At 40.1% G+C, this 13,295-nt stretch carries 14 protein-coding genes; 10 read left to right on the top strand and 4 right to left on the bottom strand.

Annotation, left to right across the window (positions count from 1 at the left end; translation table 11 throughout):
* Positions 1 to 50: 50 nt before the first annotated feature.
* Both CH362_RS15140 and CH362_RS15135 read left to right on the top strand, forming a co-directional pair.
* Positions 51 to 581: a TetR/AcrR family transcriptional regulator gene (locus CH362_RS15140; protein ID WP_244280607.1), complete on the top strand. Its 531-nt coding sequence runs from the start codon at positions 51 to 53 to the stop codon at positions 579 to 581.
* A gap of 2 nt (positions 582 to 583) precedes the next feature.
* Positions 584 to 1,549, top strand: a complete 966-nt coding sequence (locus CH362_RS15135; protein ID WP_100711174.1) for an MBL fold metallo-hydrolase — start codon at positions 584 to 586, stop codon at positions 1,547 to 1,549.
* Between the two features lie 29 nt (positions 1,550 to 1,578).
* Here CH362_RS15135 and CH362_RS15130 read toward each other — a convergent pair whose 3' ends face one another.
* The gene (locus tag CH362_RS15130) at positions 1,579 to 2,394 is read right to left on the bottom strand and encodes a carbon-nitrogen hydrolase family protein (RefSeq protein ID WP_100711173.1); all 816 of its coding nucleotides are present in this window, start codon (positions 2,392 to 2,394) and stop codon (positions 1,579 to 1,581) included.
* Positions 2,395 to 2,488: 94 nt separating this feature from the next.
* Here CH362_RS15130 and CH362_RS15125 point away from each other — a divergent pair, with 94 nt between their 5' ends.
* Positions 2,489 to 3,088: a hypothetical protein gene (locus CH362_RS15125; RefSeq protein ID WP_100711172.1), complete on the top strand. Its 600-nt coding sequence runs from the start codon at positions 2,489 to 2,491 to the stop codon at positions 3,086 to 3,088.
* Between the two features lie 50 nt (positions 3,089 to 3,138).
* Here CH362_RS15125 and CH362_RS15120 read toward each other — a convergent pair whose 3' ends face one another.
* A complete protein-coding gene (locus CH362_RS15120; protein WP_100711171.1) occupies positions 3,139 to 4,335 on the bottom strand; it encodes a DegT/DnrJ/EryC1/StrS family aminotransferase in 1,197 nt (398 codons plus the stop codon).
* Positions 4,336 to 4,454: 119 nt separating this feature from the next.
* On the opposite strand from CH362_RS15120, the gene add reads away from it, so the two are divergent.
* From add to CH362_RS15105, 3 genes are all read left to right on the top strand, one after another.
* Positions 4,455 to 5,789: an adenosine deaminase gene (gene add / locus CH362_RS15115; RefSeq protein WP_100711170.1), complete on the top strand. Its 1,335-nt coding sequence runs from the start codon at positions 4,455 to 4,457 to the stop codon at positions 5,787 to 5,789.
* Between the two features lie 63 nt (positions 5,790 to 5,852).
* Positions 5,853 to 6,401: a GyrI-like domain-containing protein gene (locus tag CH362_RS15110; RefSeq protein WP_165780280.1), complete on the top strand. Its 549-nt coding sequence runs from the start codon at positions 5,853 to 5,855 to the stop codon at positions 6,399 to 6,401.
* Positions 6,402 to 6,441: 40 nt separating this feature from the next.
* Complete coding sequence (locus tag CH362_RS15105; protein ID WP_100711168.1) at positions 6,442 to 7,800, top strand: adenylate/guanylate cyclase domain-containing protein; 1,359 nt, start codon at positions 6,442 to 6,444, stop codon at positions 7,798 to 7,800.
* A gap of 470 nt (positions 7,801 to 8,270) precedes the next feature.
* On the opposite strand, the gene CH362_RS15100 is transcribed toward CH362_RS15105, so the two are convergent.
* Positions 8,271 to 8,642, bottom strand: a complete 372-nt coding sequence (locus CH362_RS15100; RefSeq protein ID WP_100711167.1) for a DoxX family protein — start codon at positions 8,640 to 8,642, stop codon at positions 8,271 to 8,273.
* Between the two features lie 243 nt (positions 8,643 to 8,885).
* Between CH362_RS15100 and CH362_RS15095 the strand changes: the two genes are divergently transcribed.
* From CH362_RS15095 to CH362_RS15080, 4 genes are read left to right on the top strand one after another with little or no spacing between them, the layout of a single operon-like run.
* Positions 8,886 to 9,704, top strand: coding sequence for an efflux RND transporter periplasmic adaptor subunit (locus tag CH362_RS15095; RefSeq protein WP_100711166.1), 819 nt, complete (start codon positions 8,886 to 8,888; stop codon positions 9,702 to 9,704).
* Positions 9,705 to 10,952 (top strand): ABC transporter permease, encoded by a 1,248-nt coding sequence (locus CH362_RS15090; RefSeq protein ID WP_100711165.1) that lies wholly within the window; start codon positions 9,705 to 9,707, stop codon positions 10,950 to 10,952. It begins immediately after the preceding gene.
* On the top strand, positions 10,952 to 11,626 hold the full coding sequence (locus CH362_RS15085; RefSeq protein WP_100711164.1) for an ABC transporter ATP-binding protein: 675 nt from the start codon (positions 10,952 to 10,954) through the stop codon (positions 11,624 to 11,626). The genes CH362_RS15090 and CH362_RS15085 overlap by 1 nt, the downstream gene beginning before the upstream one ends.
* Positions 11,623 to 12,186 (top strand): TetR/AcrR family transcriptional regulator, encoded by a 564-nt coding sequence (locus CH362_RS15080; protein WP_100711163.1) that lies wholly within the window; start codon positions 11,623 to 11,625, stop codon positions 12,184 to 12,186. Before CH362_RS15085 ends, CH362_RS15080 begins: the two co-directional genes overlap by 4 nt.
* On the opposite strand, the gene prfB is transcribed toward CH362_RS15080, so the two are convergent.
* Positions 12,183 to 13,286 carry a peptide chain release factor 2 gene (prfB, locus tag CH362_RS15075; protein WP_100711162.1) on the bottom strand — a complete coding sequence of 368 codons (1,104 nt, stop codon included), beginning with the start codon at positions 13,284 to 13,286 and terminating at the stop codon, positions 12,183 to 12,185. The two genes, CH362_RS15080 and prfB, sit on opposite strands and share 4 nt — an antisense overlap.
* Positions 13,287 to 13,295: the final 9 nt, after the last annotated feature.

Below are 13,295 nucleotides of genomic sequence, written 5' to 3'. Positions count from 1 at the left end.
ATCCTATGGGTCAGAAGGGAGAAATCGCTAAGGAAAAGATGGTCCGCGCCATGGCGGAGCGTCTGGAAATCGGGGGATATGCGGGAACCGGATTAAACGATATCGTAGAAGACGCGAAGGCTCCCAAAGGATCTATCTATTTCCATTTTCCTGGTGGAAAGGAAGAATTGGCTTCCTTAGCTCTTCTGGTATCCGGCAACGAATTGGCCAAGGAATTGAAGGCGGTTTTGGATTCCGCCAAATCGGTTCCGGCCGGGATCCAAAGGATATTTTCAGCCTTGGAATACAGGCTTGTATCTTCCGGTTTTTCCAAGGGTTGCCCGATCATGACCACAGCTTCTGAAACCGCATCGGAACCTTCTTTAGTTAACTCTACTTGCGCTGCAGTTTTCCAAGATTGGATCTCCATATTGGATTCGTTTTTCCGGAAGAACGGATTTGAGGAGAGTAAGTCTTCAGAACTCGCGGTAGGCATTCTTTCTTTATTGGAAGGAGCCATTTTGATTTCCAGGACAAGCCGAAATATAAACGCGATACGATCCGCTTCTAAAACAGCAAAACTTCTCGTTTCGGAGAAATAATTATGAAACTTAAAATCACTTTTTCGGCGATACTCGCCGTTTTACTTTTAGTATTTTGTACTGCATTAGGAATTCCTAAATTAGCAGTTTCAGAAGTCCCTGAGTTGGAAAAATTATCCAAGGATCCAAGATTGGAAAATCCTTCTGGACTAGCCAAACTCAAGTTTACGATCTTTAAAACAGGGGAGAAGAAGGCATCCTCCGCATTCATATTCGAAGGTGGACCTCTCTTCCACAGAAAACAGATCTATCATAGTGTTGTTCTTGTGGAACATCCCAAAGGCATATTTTTATTTGATTCAGGTCTTGGAACTCAAATCCAGGAACAATATAAAGACCATAGATTTTATGTAAAACCTATGGTTACTTATGAAAATCCGAATCCTTTGGTTTCTCAATTAAAAACGAACGGAATGGATTCGGAGAAGATTGGAGACATCGTTCTTTCTCATTTGCATTGGGACCACGCTGGCGGGGTCGAAGATTTTCCTAAAGCAAGGATTTGGTCCACCGAAGAAGGTAGAAAACATCTGCAAGAATTCGGAGTGGAAAAAGGATATTTACCAAAACAGCTAGATTCAGAAAACATAATATGGAAGAATCTGGGTTTTTCTCCTAAACCTTATGAAAATTATTCCATAAGCCTGGATTGGTTCGGAGATGGCTCTGTTGTATTCGTTCCTATGGAAGGACATACTGCAGGAGATATCGGAATGTTCCTTAATTTACCTTCTGGCAAAAGATTCTTTTTTACGGGAGATATTACTTGGGCAAGAGAAGGTTTTGAAATTCCTTCCCATAGAACCAGATTACTTAGATCTATTGTGGATAGAGATCAGGAACTCGTCGGAAAGGAAATATACAGAGTACATTCCCTTTTGAAAGCTTATCCGAATTTGGAGGTTGTTCCTGCTCACGACGGAGAAGTGATAGATCGTTTAGGATTATATCCGAAGTGGATTGAATAGATTCTTTCAGGCGAAATCGAATCTATTCTTTAAGAATGTATTCGTCTGTGTTTTAGTGCAGGAATTCTTTTACGGACTTTCTGCACTTCTTCAAGATCTATTTCAGTTAAAAGGACTTTTTCACCTTCTCCTGCATCTCCTAAAATGTTTCCCCAAGGGTCTACTACAAGAGAATGTCCGTAAGTTTCTCTACCTTTTAAATGAACTCCAGTTTGCGCAGGAGCAAATATGAAACATTGGTTTTCGATAGCTCTTGCTCTTAACAAAATTTCCCAATGCGCCTCTCCAGTGATCTTAGTAAATGCAGAAGGAACAAAGATCATTTCTGCATCCTTCTTCATAATTTCGCGAAACAATTCAGGAAAACGCAGATCATAACAGATTACAGACGAGATATTTCCTAGTTCTGGACTTTTGTAAGTTTCTGGAACAGTTTCGCCTGACTCCACAGTTCTGGATTCTCTATATTCAATACCATCTCCAGGATCAGTATCGAATAAATGGATTTTATGATATTCGAATTTTTCTTTTCCATCGGGTCCGAAAATAACGGAAGTATTAAAAACTTTTCCGTTTGGCGCAGGATTTGGAAATCCACCTGCAAGTATAGTTATATTCAGTTTTTGTGAAATACCGGATAAAAGATTTATCGTTTTAGTTTTGATCTCTTCTGCTTTTTCTAACTTCTCTTTTTCGGATCCTAAAAAAGGAAAATTTTCAGGAAGCCCAATTAACTTTGCACCTTCGGAAGCGGCCTCACGAATGAAGTTCTCACATTTTTGCAGATTTAAGTCCACATTGGTTCCGCTATTTAATTGGATCAGTCCTAAAAGAAAACGGTGCATAGACTCAGTATTCCAGATCCTCAGCCAAAATGCAAAATGATATTCTTTACATTCTGCTTGTCTAAGCGACTTCCCGGAAAAATTTAGGAGAAGTATGGCATTCGCCCTGAAAGAATTCAAATCTATCCAAAACTTCTACTCCGGAAAAAAACATAAGGAGAATGTTTGGGCCCTCGTTTATCTTTTGCTCAGATATTTAAGCAGCGGAGAAGGGGCTATCCAAGCAGTCCAAACTTCCTGGCTACAAGGCCTTCCTGAGAATTTGTCGGAAGAAGACAAGAAAGAAGCTTCCGAAAAAGTTTTGGAACTTGCGGACCTTCTCTTGGAAGCGTTACGCTCTTGGAGAGATTTAGCGGACGAAGAAGGTTCCGAATCCGTGATGGAAGATGTGTTGGAACTCGGACAATCCGTTTTGATCGAGACCAAAGAAATGGGAGAATTTTCGGAACTGGTCCGAGAGGAATCCTTGGATATTATTTCAGACTTGTGTTTAGTATGCGGAGTAGAGATCCCGAAAGCAGGTTATAAAAAAATAGATCTTTCCGCCTTCGATGATTCTGATATAGCAGAAGAAGTAGAAGAATGGATCATCGCACTTTCTTCTTTTGAAAAAGCAGAAGAAGCTTCCGATTTGGAAGACGGATTTTTAGTCCTCTTCGTAAAAGTGTTTTTGTTTTATATTTTCTTTAAGTAGAAGTTGCCGGAATGTTGATTCCCGCATCAATTCTAACGTAAATTCTACTCTTACAGATTTGTAAAAATATCTTTCACAGAAGTGACAACATCTTCTATATCACCATCAGTCATTCCTGCGAATAGAGGAAGAGAAAGAGTTCTTTTGTACATTGTATCTGCGTTCGGATAATCTTTTCTCTCATATCCGAATCTTTGATAAAAAGGGTGCTCGTAGAGAGGAATAAAATGAAGACTGGATCCTATATTTCTTTTTTGTAATTCAGAACATAGGATGTCTCTGTTGATCTTTCCTGGAACTGTATCCACTTCTACCCTGAATAAATGCCAAGAATGTTCTCCGTCGATTGCAGGAAGAGGAAGATGTAAAAAAGGTAAGTCTGCAAATTCAGAGCGGTAGATTTCAGCGATTTGGATCCTTCTTCTCCAAAGATCCTCCGCTTCCGCAAGCTGTACGAGGCCAAGCGCCGCAGCTATATCACTCATATTATATTTATAACCTGGAGAAACCACTTCGTAATACCAGCCCGGACGGCCGTAAGTTTCTCTATTAATCCCATGAAGTCTCATCAATTTCATTCTTTCTGCGAAGTGAGCATGACGAGTGGTGACCATTCCACCTTCTCCGGTAGTGATCCCTTTAGTAGCATAAAAACTGAATACAGTGAAATCACCGTGAGTGCCTATCTTTTCTCCCTTGTGAATTGCTGGGAAGGCGTGGGCGGAATCTTCAATTACATAAAGATGATATTCTTTCGCGAGTGAATTGATAGAATCCATATCGCAAACAGCACCCGCAAGATGTACTGGCATCACTGCACGCACTGTTTTTCCGGTTTTTTTATGAACCAAATTACCTTTGGAAAATACACATTCTTTCTCAATGGTTTCCATTAAGGTGGCCTTAGTCATCAGGTTGAAGATAGGATCAACATCGGTCAGGATTGGTTCTGCCCCAAAATAACAAACTGTCTCTGCGGTCGCTGTAAATGTTACTGCAGGAACAAGCACTGCGTCCTCGGAACAAAGTCCGATAGATTCCAAAGCGAGATGAAGTCCTGCTGTCGCGGAATTCATAGCCAGGGCAAATTCTGCTCCAGTGTATTTCGCAAATTCTTCTTCGAATTCTTTTACTTTTGGTCCTGAGGTGATCCAGCCGGAGCGAAGTACCGCCGCCACTTCTTCGATTGCTTTTTCGGAAATCGAGGGGAGTGCGAAAGGTAAAAACGTTTTTCTTGCTGTGATCATGAGACAAAATCCTCCGGCGCTTCTTTTAGGATCGGAAGATTTCCGGAAAAGATAAGGGGAAAACCTTCAGAATCTTTTTCTGAATTGAAATCCGACGGGGTTTTACTTACCTTGCTTCCGTGGGCGTGACCTTCTCAGAAATTTTGGAAAGAATCCGGATCTTAGACCGGGATGTCTCCGAATTAAACCGTCTGAAGAGCAGACTCCCAGCAGACCGGCCTTATTCTTCTTCCCTTCAAATTTCTTTCGACAAACAGATCAATAATCTACTGAACGAAAGGATCCGACTTTTGGATCTCGAGATTTCAGATCCGCCTCGTTGGCTTTTAGGTGACTCTGATGCTTATGATTCTGGGCAGAGAACTGCTTCCGCATTTTTGGAACCTGCAGATCTTTCTTCCAAAAAGTTACAAGACCAGGATGTTATCAATTTAATCAGAGAATTGCCTAAGACGGAGATCCATCTTCATTTAGAGGCTTGCGTCAATAAGGACACCATGAAAAAACTCATGGTTAAAAATGGGATCCAACTCAGCGACGAAGAGTTTGAAGCTAAGTTTAATTTTAAGGATCTAAACGGTTTTATCCAAGTATTCTTCTTCATCCAAAGTTTGGTGAAAGAACCTGCCGACCTTTATTATTTTGTGGGAAGCCTTGCCGAGTATATGAGAGCAAATCGGATCTTATATACTGAAGTGTTCTTCGCTCCTTCTAAGTTTATCCAAAACGGTTTGGATTTCGACGAAATGGTAAGCCAACTTGTGGAAGGTATTAGAGAGGAAAAGGAGAAGGATGGCATTGAGATCCGACTTCTTGTAGACGTTTCCAGATCATTTGGTCCTGAAAATGCGATGAACAATCTAAATAGAGTTCTTAAACTTAAACATAAAGAAGTGATCGGAATTGGTTTAGGCGGAGCAGAGCTTATGGGACCTGCTCGAGATTACGCAGAAGTATTTAAAAAAGCTAAAGAAGCAGGACTTAGAACAGTTGCTCACTCAGGAGAAGACGATGGTCCTTGGGCAATTTGGGAAGCTGTAGAACTTTGTAAGGCGGAACGTATAGGTCACGGAACTTCTGCCATCCAAGATCCTGAACTGGTAAATTATCTGAGAGAAAACAAGATCCCAATAGAGATTTGTGTTACGTCTAACGTGTTTACCGGAAAATATGTTCGTAAAGAGCAAAATCACCCTGTTCGTTATTATTATGACCAAGGTCTTCCACTATGTATTAATACGGATGACCCTGAGATATTTAATGTTAACCTAACTTACGAATATTTCAAACTTTGGAGATTTTTGGACTTCTCCTTGGATGAGATCGTAGATCTGATCCGACAAGGTGTATATGCCACCTTCCATCCTCAAAAAGAAACACTTTGGAAGGATATGGAAGTCCAGATCAAAAAAGTAAAAGAGAAATACGGGCTCTTAGAACACAGCGTCCAATAAATTTCTTTCTTGCAATCAGTATCGTACTTCGCTTAGAATTTCCTTCCGGAGTTTATGATGAAGTTGAAAATTTTTCTAGGTGCTATTCTTGCTTTAGTCGTTTCAGGCGTTGGTTATTCTTATTATCTGGGTGCATTCGATCCTGTTCAGGTAAAGGAAGAAACATTAGGACCGTTCTATGTTCTATCTCATGACAGAGTGGGAAATTATAGGAATGTAGGAGAAACTTTCGAAGCCATCCAAAAAGAATTTCCGGAGAAGGGACTTAAGAATTATAAAATGTTCGGTATCTATAAGGATAATCCGAATACTGTTCCGGAAGAAAAATTAAGATGCGAAGTAGGTGCTTTGTTTTCAGAGCCAATCACTGAAATTCCTTCGGGATTTTCTTTACCTTTAAAATACAAGGTTATCGAAAAGAAAAAATATCTAACAGCTGACTTTCCTCTGAAAAGTTTTGTTTCTATCTTCCTTGGAATTTTTAAAGTTTATCCGGAACTTATGAAGGCCTGTATAGAAAAAGGTTGTGATATGAATGGAAAAGCTTCTATGGAAATTTATGAACCGGTCGTAGAGAAAAATACGAAATATCTATTTTCTTTGGATAAATAAGTATTTCCAACATTCCAAAATTCCTGCGAAATAGTCGCCTATGAGCGTTTTTAAGACCTTATTCGAATATTGCCGGATCCCTGAAAGGATCTGGAAAAAACTATTATCGATAGGAGTAGAAGACGCACCAGGAGCAAGATACATAGTCGCCACCAACGCTGTAGTGTTGATCACGGCAATATTTACATTAGTTTATTATATTGTATTCACTGCCTTTGGGTTAACATTCCCAATCTGGCTATATTTACTTTGGACACTAAATGTATTCGGATATGCATTCGTGCTATTCTTGAATTTTATTCGTTCGCACAAGGCCGCAAGACTATTACTAGCAGCCGTAGGAACAATGCAACTCTTGATGATCTCCAGGATCCTGCCTCAAGAAGCAGGGTTAGATCTATACATTATTGCAAGTTTTGCATTTCCCTTTTATATATTTCCTCCGGAAGAAAAGAAATACATCTACCTAATGGAAGCCGCACTTGCGCTTTTGTTTGTTGCTGTTCATATCATACCTTATTTTTTCGATCCAATCCTTAGCTTAGAACCAAAATACAGAAGTTACTTTTATTTTACTAGTTTGGTCCTGGTGGTCGCATGGTTTTCATTCATCGGTAAAGAATTGGCACAAGCAGCTTGGGAAGCAGACCGTTCTCTCAAGGAAGAGAAAGCGAAAACAGAATTATTATTATTGAATATACTCCCACGCGAAACAGCAGAAGAACTCAAAAAAACAGGAAGTTCCGAACCAAGATTAATCACCCAAGCCACTGTTCTATTCACAGATTTTTATGGCTTCACTTCTATCGCCGAAAAACTTACACCGAACGATCTAGTAAAAGAATTAGATTTTTGTTTTAGGCATTTCGACTCTGTCACCGAAACACATAGATTAGAAAAATTGAAAACAATCGGAGACGCATATATGTGCGTAGCCGGAGTTCCTTCCTATAGATCTTCTCATGCAGTTGATAGCCTACTCGCAGCATTAGAAATGCTTGAACGTCTGGAAGAATTATCAAAATTAAAAAAAGGCCCTAACTGGAAGGCAAGAATTGGAATTCACTCCGGCCCCTTAGTCGCAGGAGTAATCGGCGCACGAAAATTTTCATACGATGTCTGGGGAGACACAGTCAATCTCGCTAGCCGAATGGAATCCAATAGCGAACCTGGAAAAGTAAACGTGACCCAATCCATCGTGGATTTAACCGATGAATATTTTCAATTCAAGTCTCGCGGAAAACTTCCGGTGAAGAACAAACAAAAAACTGCGATGTATTTTCTATTAGGATTAAAACCAGAATTCAGAGATCGAAAAAATCCTCGGAACCCAAACGGAAAATTCTGGGAAGAATACGGCAAACAATTCGGAAGAAGAGAACCAATCGTTTCTTTTTAAGAACGATTTGGTCGCGTCTCTCGCTACGCTCGGACCGGGCTCTCACCTCCGGTCAAAAAATCGCCTTCGCGATTTTTGTGACCCCGGCTCGATCCCTCGCGAATGAGATAGCAGTAAGCGTTTATCAAGGGCAGCATTACGGGGCAGATAAGGGACATTACCTGTTTGCAAGAAAATTTCTAATGTTGGAGCTCCAACATTAGAGGTGCAAAATTTGATTGAAAGGATTAGAAATTTATGATACAGGAGCGGAGGCTCTCCCACAAGCCACTCCCCCCAATCCCAATGCAGGGTGGGGGTCGTTTTTAGAAAAATGCTTTCGATCATACTGAGCGAGTACCCAAAGTGGCCCGCTCGTATGACCTATCGATCACCGACTCGCAACGCGGTCGTCTTCTCGCTCCTATTGTCACTGCGAAGGGGTGGGGGAGCCTTGACACATGTAGGAACTCCTACAAAAAGATCGTTACTTAAGCTTTATCAGCTTCTAACTTTCTCCAAGTAGTATAAGAAACAGCAACCAAAACTAAGAAAATAAATGGAGTCGCAAAGTTTGGATCTTTTGCAAGAAGATGAGAAAGTCCAGCACCTAATACGTTGAAGGTGACTCCAGCATAAGCCCATTCTTTCAGCCTTGGAAATTTAGGATAAAGAAGTGCGAGTGCGCTCAAGCCCTTCGCAGGCCCCAAAATTAAAGCAAGATATCCAGGATAACCTAGATGAGCAAGCCCCTCTAAAACCTGTGGGCTTTGGCTTGTATATGCATAAGCTCCAAATAAATTTCCAACAGCGATAAGACCTGTTGTTGCCCAATATAAAACTTTAATAACTGTTTTGTTCATATAGATCCTCTGATTTCGAGATTCGATATAGTTATTAATTCTTCTTCAGTTGTAAATATAAATCGGAGTAGATTGTTGATTGCTATCGGATTGTAGGAAACTCCTACACTGCGGTTCAATATCGGCAGATAATTTGAGAATTTTTAAATATGCCAATATGGCATATTTATATGTAAACTATAATACAATAAAATAGTTTACTTTTTTGGATTGGATCCGTCCTAGTGATACTAGGATAAGGCCATGAAAATTTCACTTCCATTTGATCGTTGGATCCTTCAGCTCAAAGAAAGACCTAAACTTCTAGTTTGGGGCATTCTTCCGATAATCTTGCTTTTAATTCTCTTTGTTTGGAGAGGTAGGAATTCCAACACAGGCACCTCAGAGATTATCCAAGGCTCTATCATTGAATCAGTATATGGACTCGCGACTGTCAGTTCTTCGGAAGTCTATCATCTCAGGGTTGCGATACCTTCCGCCATTCGAAAAATTTATGTAGAAGAAGGGGATCAGGTCCAAGAAGGAAGTCCTCTTGTTGAATTCGACAGTTTTGGAACGATGAAGTCTCCTTTTGCTGGAGTAGTAACTAACGTTGCATACGAGACTAAAGAAACTGTGGTTCCTCAAACGCCAGTGGTAACTGTGATGGATCTGAAGAAAAGATACCTGACTGTATCTTTAGAAGAGAAGGGTGCAGTAAAGGTTAAAAAAGGGCAGAAGGTTCGAATTCGTTTTGAAGCATTGGGAGACAAAAACTTCGCAGGGGAAGTGAAGTCAGTATATCCAGCAGACGGACAATTCCAAGTTCATATCACTCCAATCGGAATTCCTAGTGAAATACTTCCTGGGATGACTGCAGATATTGCTATTGAAACTTCGAGTAAAGAAAATGTTATATTAGTTCCGATTAAGGGCATCCAGTCTGGGAAAATTAAAATATTAGAAAACGGTAAAATTCGTGTTAAGGAGATCGAAACTGGTCTTACAAATGGTGAATACGCCGAGCTTGTTTCTGGAGATGTAAGTTTAGGAGATAAGGTACTCGTCCAGGAGGATAAATAGATGTTATTTATCGCTCTTAGGCAGATGTCTGCCCGTAAAAAGCAAACTCTTCTTACCTTACTCGGGATTATTCTAGGAGCAACTGCTTATATAGTGATCTCAGGGATCATGTTGGGCTTAAGAGAATATCTGATAGATCAACTTGTGAATAATGATGCGCATATAAGGATCTCTTCTCAGGTAAAAATTATAGGTGAGAAGGATCTAGATCAGGTGCTTTTTCATTCTAAGGAAATTCCTTTCTGGTCCGTTCCACCTTCAGGAAGAAGGGACACTGAACAGATTGAGAACCAGGCAGGATGGCAAAAGAAAGTTGCCTCGGATCCGGAAGTAGAAGCGAGTTCTCCTCAACTTCAGATAAAAGTAATATATAGAAGAGGAAAGATTGCAGAAGCCGGAAGGATCATTGGAGTCAAACCTGAGTTCCAAGCCAAAGTCGCCAGGATTAATGAGAATATTATCCAAGGCGACTTTTTAGAAATTAAAGAAAGTGGGAATAAACTTGTAATTGGAGAAGGCTTAAGACTTTTACTCGGAGCCAGGATCTCTGATACAGTTTATATCAGCACAGGTAAGTCTGAACCGATTCCTTTTAAAATAGCTGCTTCTTTTCAAATGGGAAATAAGGCGATAGATGATAGTACTGCTTTTGCAAATTTGGGAGATGTCCAAAGTTTAAATCAAACTCCAAATCGGATCAGCGATATTGCAGTTCGTCTTAAAGACGTTTCTAAAGCGACTCCTAAGGCTAGAGAATGGTCTGAATCCGGAGATGTAAAGGTGCAAAGCTGGGAAGATGTAAATGCCACGTTCATTTCCTTATTTAAAATGCAAGATGCGATCCGCTACGCTTTGGTCGGAACAATCTTACTCGTAGCAGGATTCGGGATTTATAATATTCTAAATATTGTGATCGGACAAAAGAGAAGGGAAATCGCGATCCTTAGGTCTATTGGATACGAAGCAAAAGACATTCTGAAAATATTTCTGATCCAAGGTTTGATATTGGGAGTGGCTGGAGGAGTTTTCGGAATGTTTCTCGGCAATCTGATCTGCAGAAGGTTAGAGCATGTATCTTTTTCAAATCCTCTTATGCAGACCAAATCCGGTATGATGATGGTTTCATTTGCACCTTCTATTTATTTTCAAGCATTCTTACTCGCATTTATTGCAACTTTGATCGCGAGTATTTTTCCTGCAAGATCCGCGAGTAAACTTTCTCCTATAGAGATCATTCGGGGGGAATAATGGGAATTATATTAGAAAACGTTAAAAAGAGTTTTGGCAAACCCCCTACGGATATCATCAAAGGGATTAGTCTTGAGATCGAAGAAAACGAATTCGTTTCTTTAACTGGAAAATCAGGATCCGGAAAAAGTACACTTTTATATTTGATTAGCAGTTTGGATGATCCTTCTCAAGGAAATATTAGTATAGATGGAAGAACGATTAGTTCTTTGTCTCAGGCTGATCTACATTCTTTTAGAAATCTTCATATGGGATTTGTATTCCAATTTCATTATCTTCTTCCTGAGTTTACTGCTTTGGAGAATGTTCTGATGCCAGCTTTAAAAGCAGGAAGGCTGAAAGAAAAAAGAGAAGATGCAATCCGTCTTTTAAAACGATTCGATTTAGGAGATAAATTGGATCATATTCCTTCTAAACTTTCTGGAGGACAGATGCAAAGGGTTTCGATCGCAAGAGCATTGGTAATGAAACCTAGATATCTTTTTGCTGATGAGCCCACTGGCGCCTTGGATTCCGCAAATGCAAAGATTGTAATGGATATCTTTAAGGATATCAACAAGACGGAAGGAACTACAGTGATCATGGTTACTCATGATCCTGATTTTGCCAAATCCGCTAAGAGGCAGATCAAACTTGTGGATGGTATGATCTCCAACGGTAAGGGGGAAAAATGATAGAAAGAATTTTAGAAAGAACCTTTCTTCTTTTTTTGTCCTCCGGTTTTGCGAAAACGAATACAGATCAGATCGCAAAACATATAGGTATTAGCAAAAGAACATTATACAAATATTATGATACTAAGGACAAACTGATCGATTCTGTTTTCGAGCTGATGAGATCCAAGGTCCAATCAAAGTTTGATAAGGTTCTGCAGGATAAGACAAAGGATCCGATTGATCGTTTAAAAGAGATTTTATTTTTCATTTCAGATATGGGATCTAAAATGTCTAAAACATTTGCTAAAGATATTGAGATGGTTCGTCCGGACTTATTCGTGACCATGAGAGAGTTCCGTAAACAAAGGATATTAAGTTTAGCGGACCTTCTCCGGGAAGGGCAAAAAGCAGGACAAATACGAAAAGATGTTACACCGGAGCTAACGATCGATATTCTATTAGCCGCAGTGGACGGTATCTTAAATCCGACTTACTTATTCCAAAGTCCTTACTCTAATACGATGGCGTTCGATGCGATCGTTACCATCTTCTTAGAAGGAGTTCAGGAAAAATATTAAAGAGTTTTTAAGTAAGCCATGATGAACGGTTCTATATCTCCGTCCATAACTGCCTGCACGTTTCCGGTCTCTTGGTCTGTACGATGATCTTTCACCATATTATACGGATGGAATACGTAAGAACGGATCTGACTTCCCCAGGAGATGTCTTTCTTTTCTCCGGATTTTTTTTCCAGATCGTCTTTTAATCTTTCTTGCTCCAATTCGTAAAGTCTTGCTTTTAACATTTTGAAAGCAGTGTCTCTGTTTTTGATCTGAGACCTTTCGTTTTGGCAAGCGACCACGATGCCACTTGGAATATGAGTAATACGAACTGCAGAGTCAGTTGTGTTAACGTGCTGTCCACCTGCTCCGGAAGAACGATATACATCTACTCGGATATCTTTATCTTCTATCTTGATATCTATATCGTCATCTAACTCTGGACTCACGTGAACAGACACGAACGAAGTATGTCTTCGTTTATTTGCATCGAAAGGAGAAATCCTTACTAAGCGATGCACCCCATTCTCGCATTTCATAAATCCGTAAGCAAAATCGCCTATCACATGTATGGTGGCATTCTTGATCCCAGCGCCGTCTCCTTCTTGGAAGTCTACAACGCTGTATTGGTATCCCTTTTTATCGAAATATTTCAGATACATTCTGAAAAGCATCTCTGCCCAGTCCTGGCTTTCTGTTCCACCCGCACCCGGATGGATATTTAAGAAGGCAGGTTTCATATCTTCTGGTTCGTTAAGAGCGCCTAAAAGTTCTAGTCTTTCGAATTCGGATTTTAGTCTTTGGTATTCAGAGCTGAGTTCGTCTACTCCGTCTTCTCCCTTTTCGTCAAAAGTGAGTTCAACTAAATCAGGAAAATCTAATATATCTCTTCTGATATTGACCCAAGGTTCTAATTTTCGTTCCAACTCTGTTTTTCTTTGGCTGATCGATTTTGCTTGGTCAGGGTTATCCCAGAAGCTAGGTTCTGCGATACGATCATTATACGATTTAAGCTGATCCTGGTCTTTATCTAGATTCAAAAGTTTCCAGCGATTTAAAAAGTTCTCTTGAAGTTCTTTAGAGAGGCGCTTCAGTTCCTTGGCGTTCTTAACTTCCATTTCGGTCCA

The organism is Leptospira saintgironsiae, from assembly GCF_002811765.1.
Classification (GTDB): Bacteria; Spirochaetota; Leptospiria; order Leptospirales; family Leptospiraceae; genus Leptospira_B; species Leptospira_B saintgironsiae.
Note: the sequence above shows the minus strand (reverse complement) of the source record. Positions and strands in the feature narration are given on the sequence as shown.

Bases quoted from the DNA above. Each gene is read 5' to 3' on its own strand.
- CH362_RS15125 (WP_100711172.1), top strand. From the start codon at position 2,489: ATGGCATTCGCCCTGAAAGAATTCAAATCTATCCAAAACTTCTACTCC.
- CH362_RS15095 (WP_100711166.1), top strand. From the start codon at position 8,886: ATGAAAATTTCACTTCCATTTGATCGTTGGATCCTTCAGCTCAAAGAA.
- prfB (WP_100711162.1), bottom strand. From the start codon at position 13,286: ATGGAAGTTAAGAACGCCAAGGAACTGAAGCGCCTCTCTAAAGAACTT.
- CH362_RS15130 (WP_100711173.1), bottom strand. From the start codon at position 2,394: ATGCACCGTTTTCTTTTAGGACTGATCCAATTAAATAGCGGAACCAAT.
- CH362_RS15100 (WP_100711167.1), bottom strand. From the start codon at position 8,642: ATGAACAAAACAGTTATTAAAGTTTTATATTGGGCAACAACAGGTCTT.
- CH362_RS15090 (WP_100711165.1), top strand. From the start codon at position 9,705: ATGTTATTTATCGCTCTTAGGCAGATGTCTGCCCGTAAAAAGCAAACT.
- CH362_RS15135 (WP_100711174.1), top strand. From the start codon at position 584: ATGAAACTTAAAATCACTTTTTCGGCGATACTCGCCGTTTTACTTTTA.
- CH362_RS15105 (WP_100711168.1), top strand. From the start codon at position 6,442: ATGAGCGTTTTTAAGACCTTATTCGAATATTGCCGGATCCCTGAAAGG.
- CH362_RS15080 (WP_100711163.1), top strand. From the start codon at position 11,623: ATGATAGAAAGAATTTTAGAAAGAACCTTTCTTCTTTTTTTGTCCTCC.
- CH362_RS15120 (WP_100711171.1), bottom strand. From the start codon at position 4,335: ATGATCACAGCAAGAAAAACGTTTTTACCTTTCGCACTCCCCTCGATT.
- CH362_RS15085 (WP_100711164.1), top strand. From the start codon at position 10,952: ATGGGAATTATATTAGAAAACGTTAAAAAGAGTTTTGGCAAACCCCCT.
- CH362_RS15140 (WP_244280607.1), top strand. From the start codon at position 51: ATGGCGGAGCGTCTGGAAATCGGGGGATATGCGGGAACCGGATTAAAC.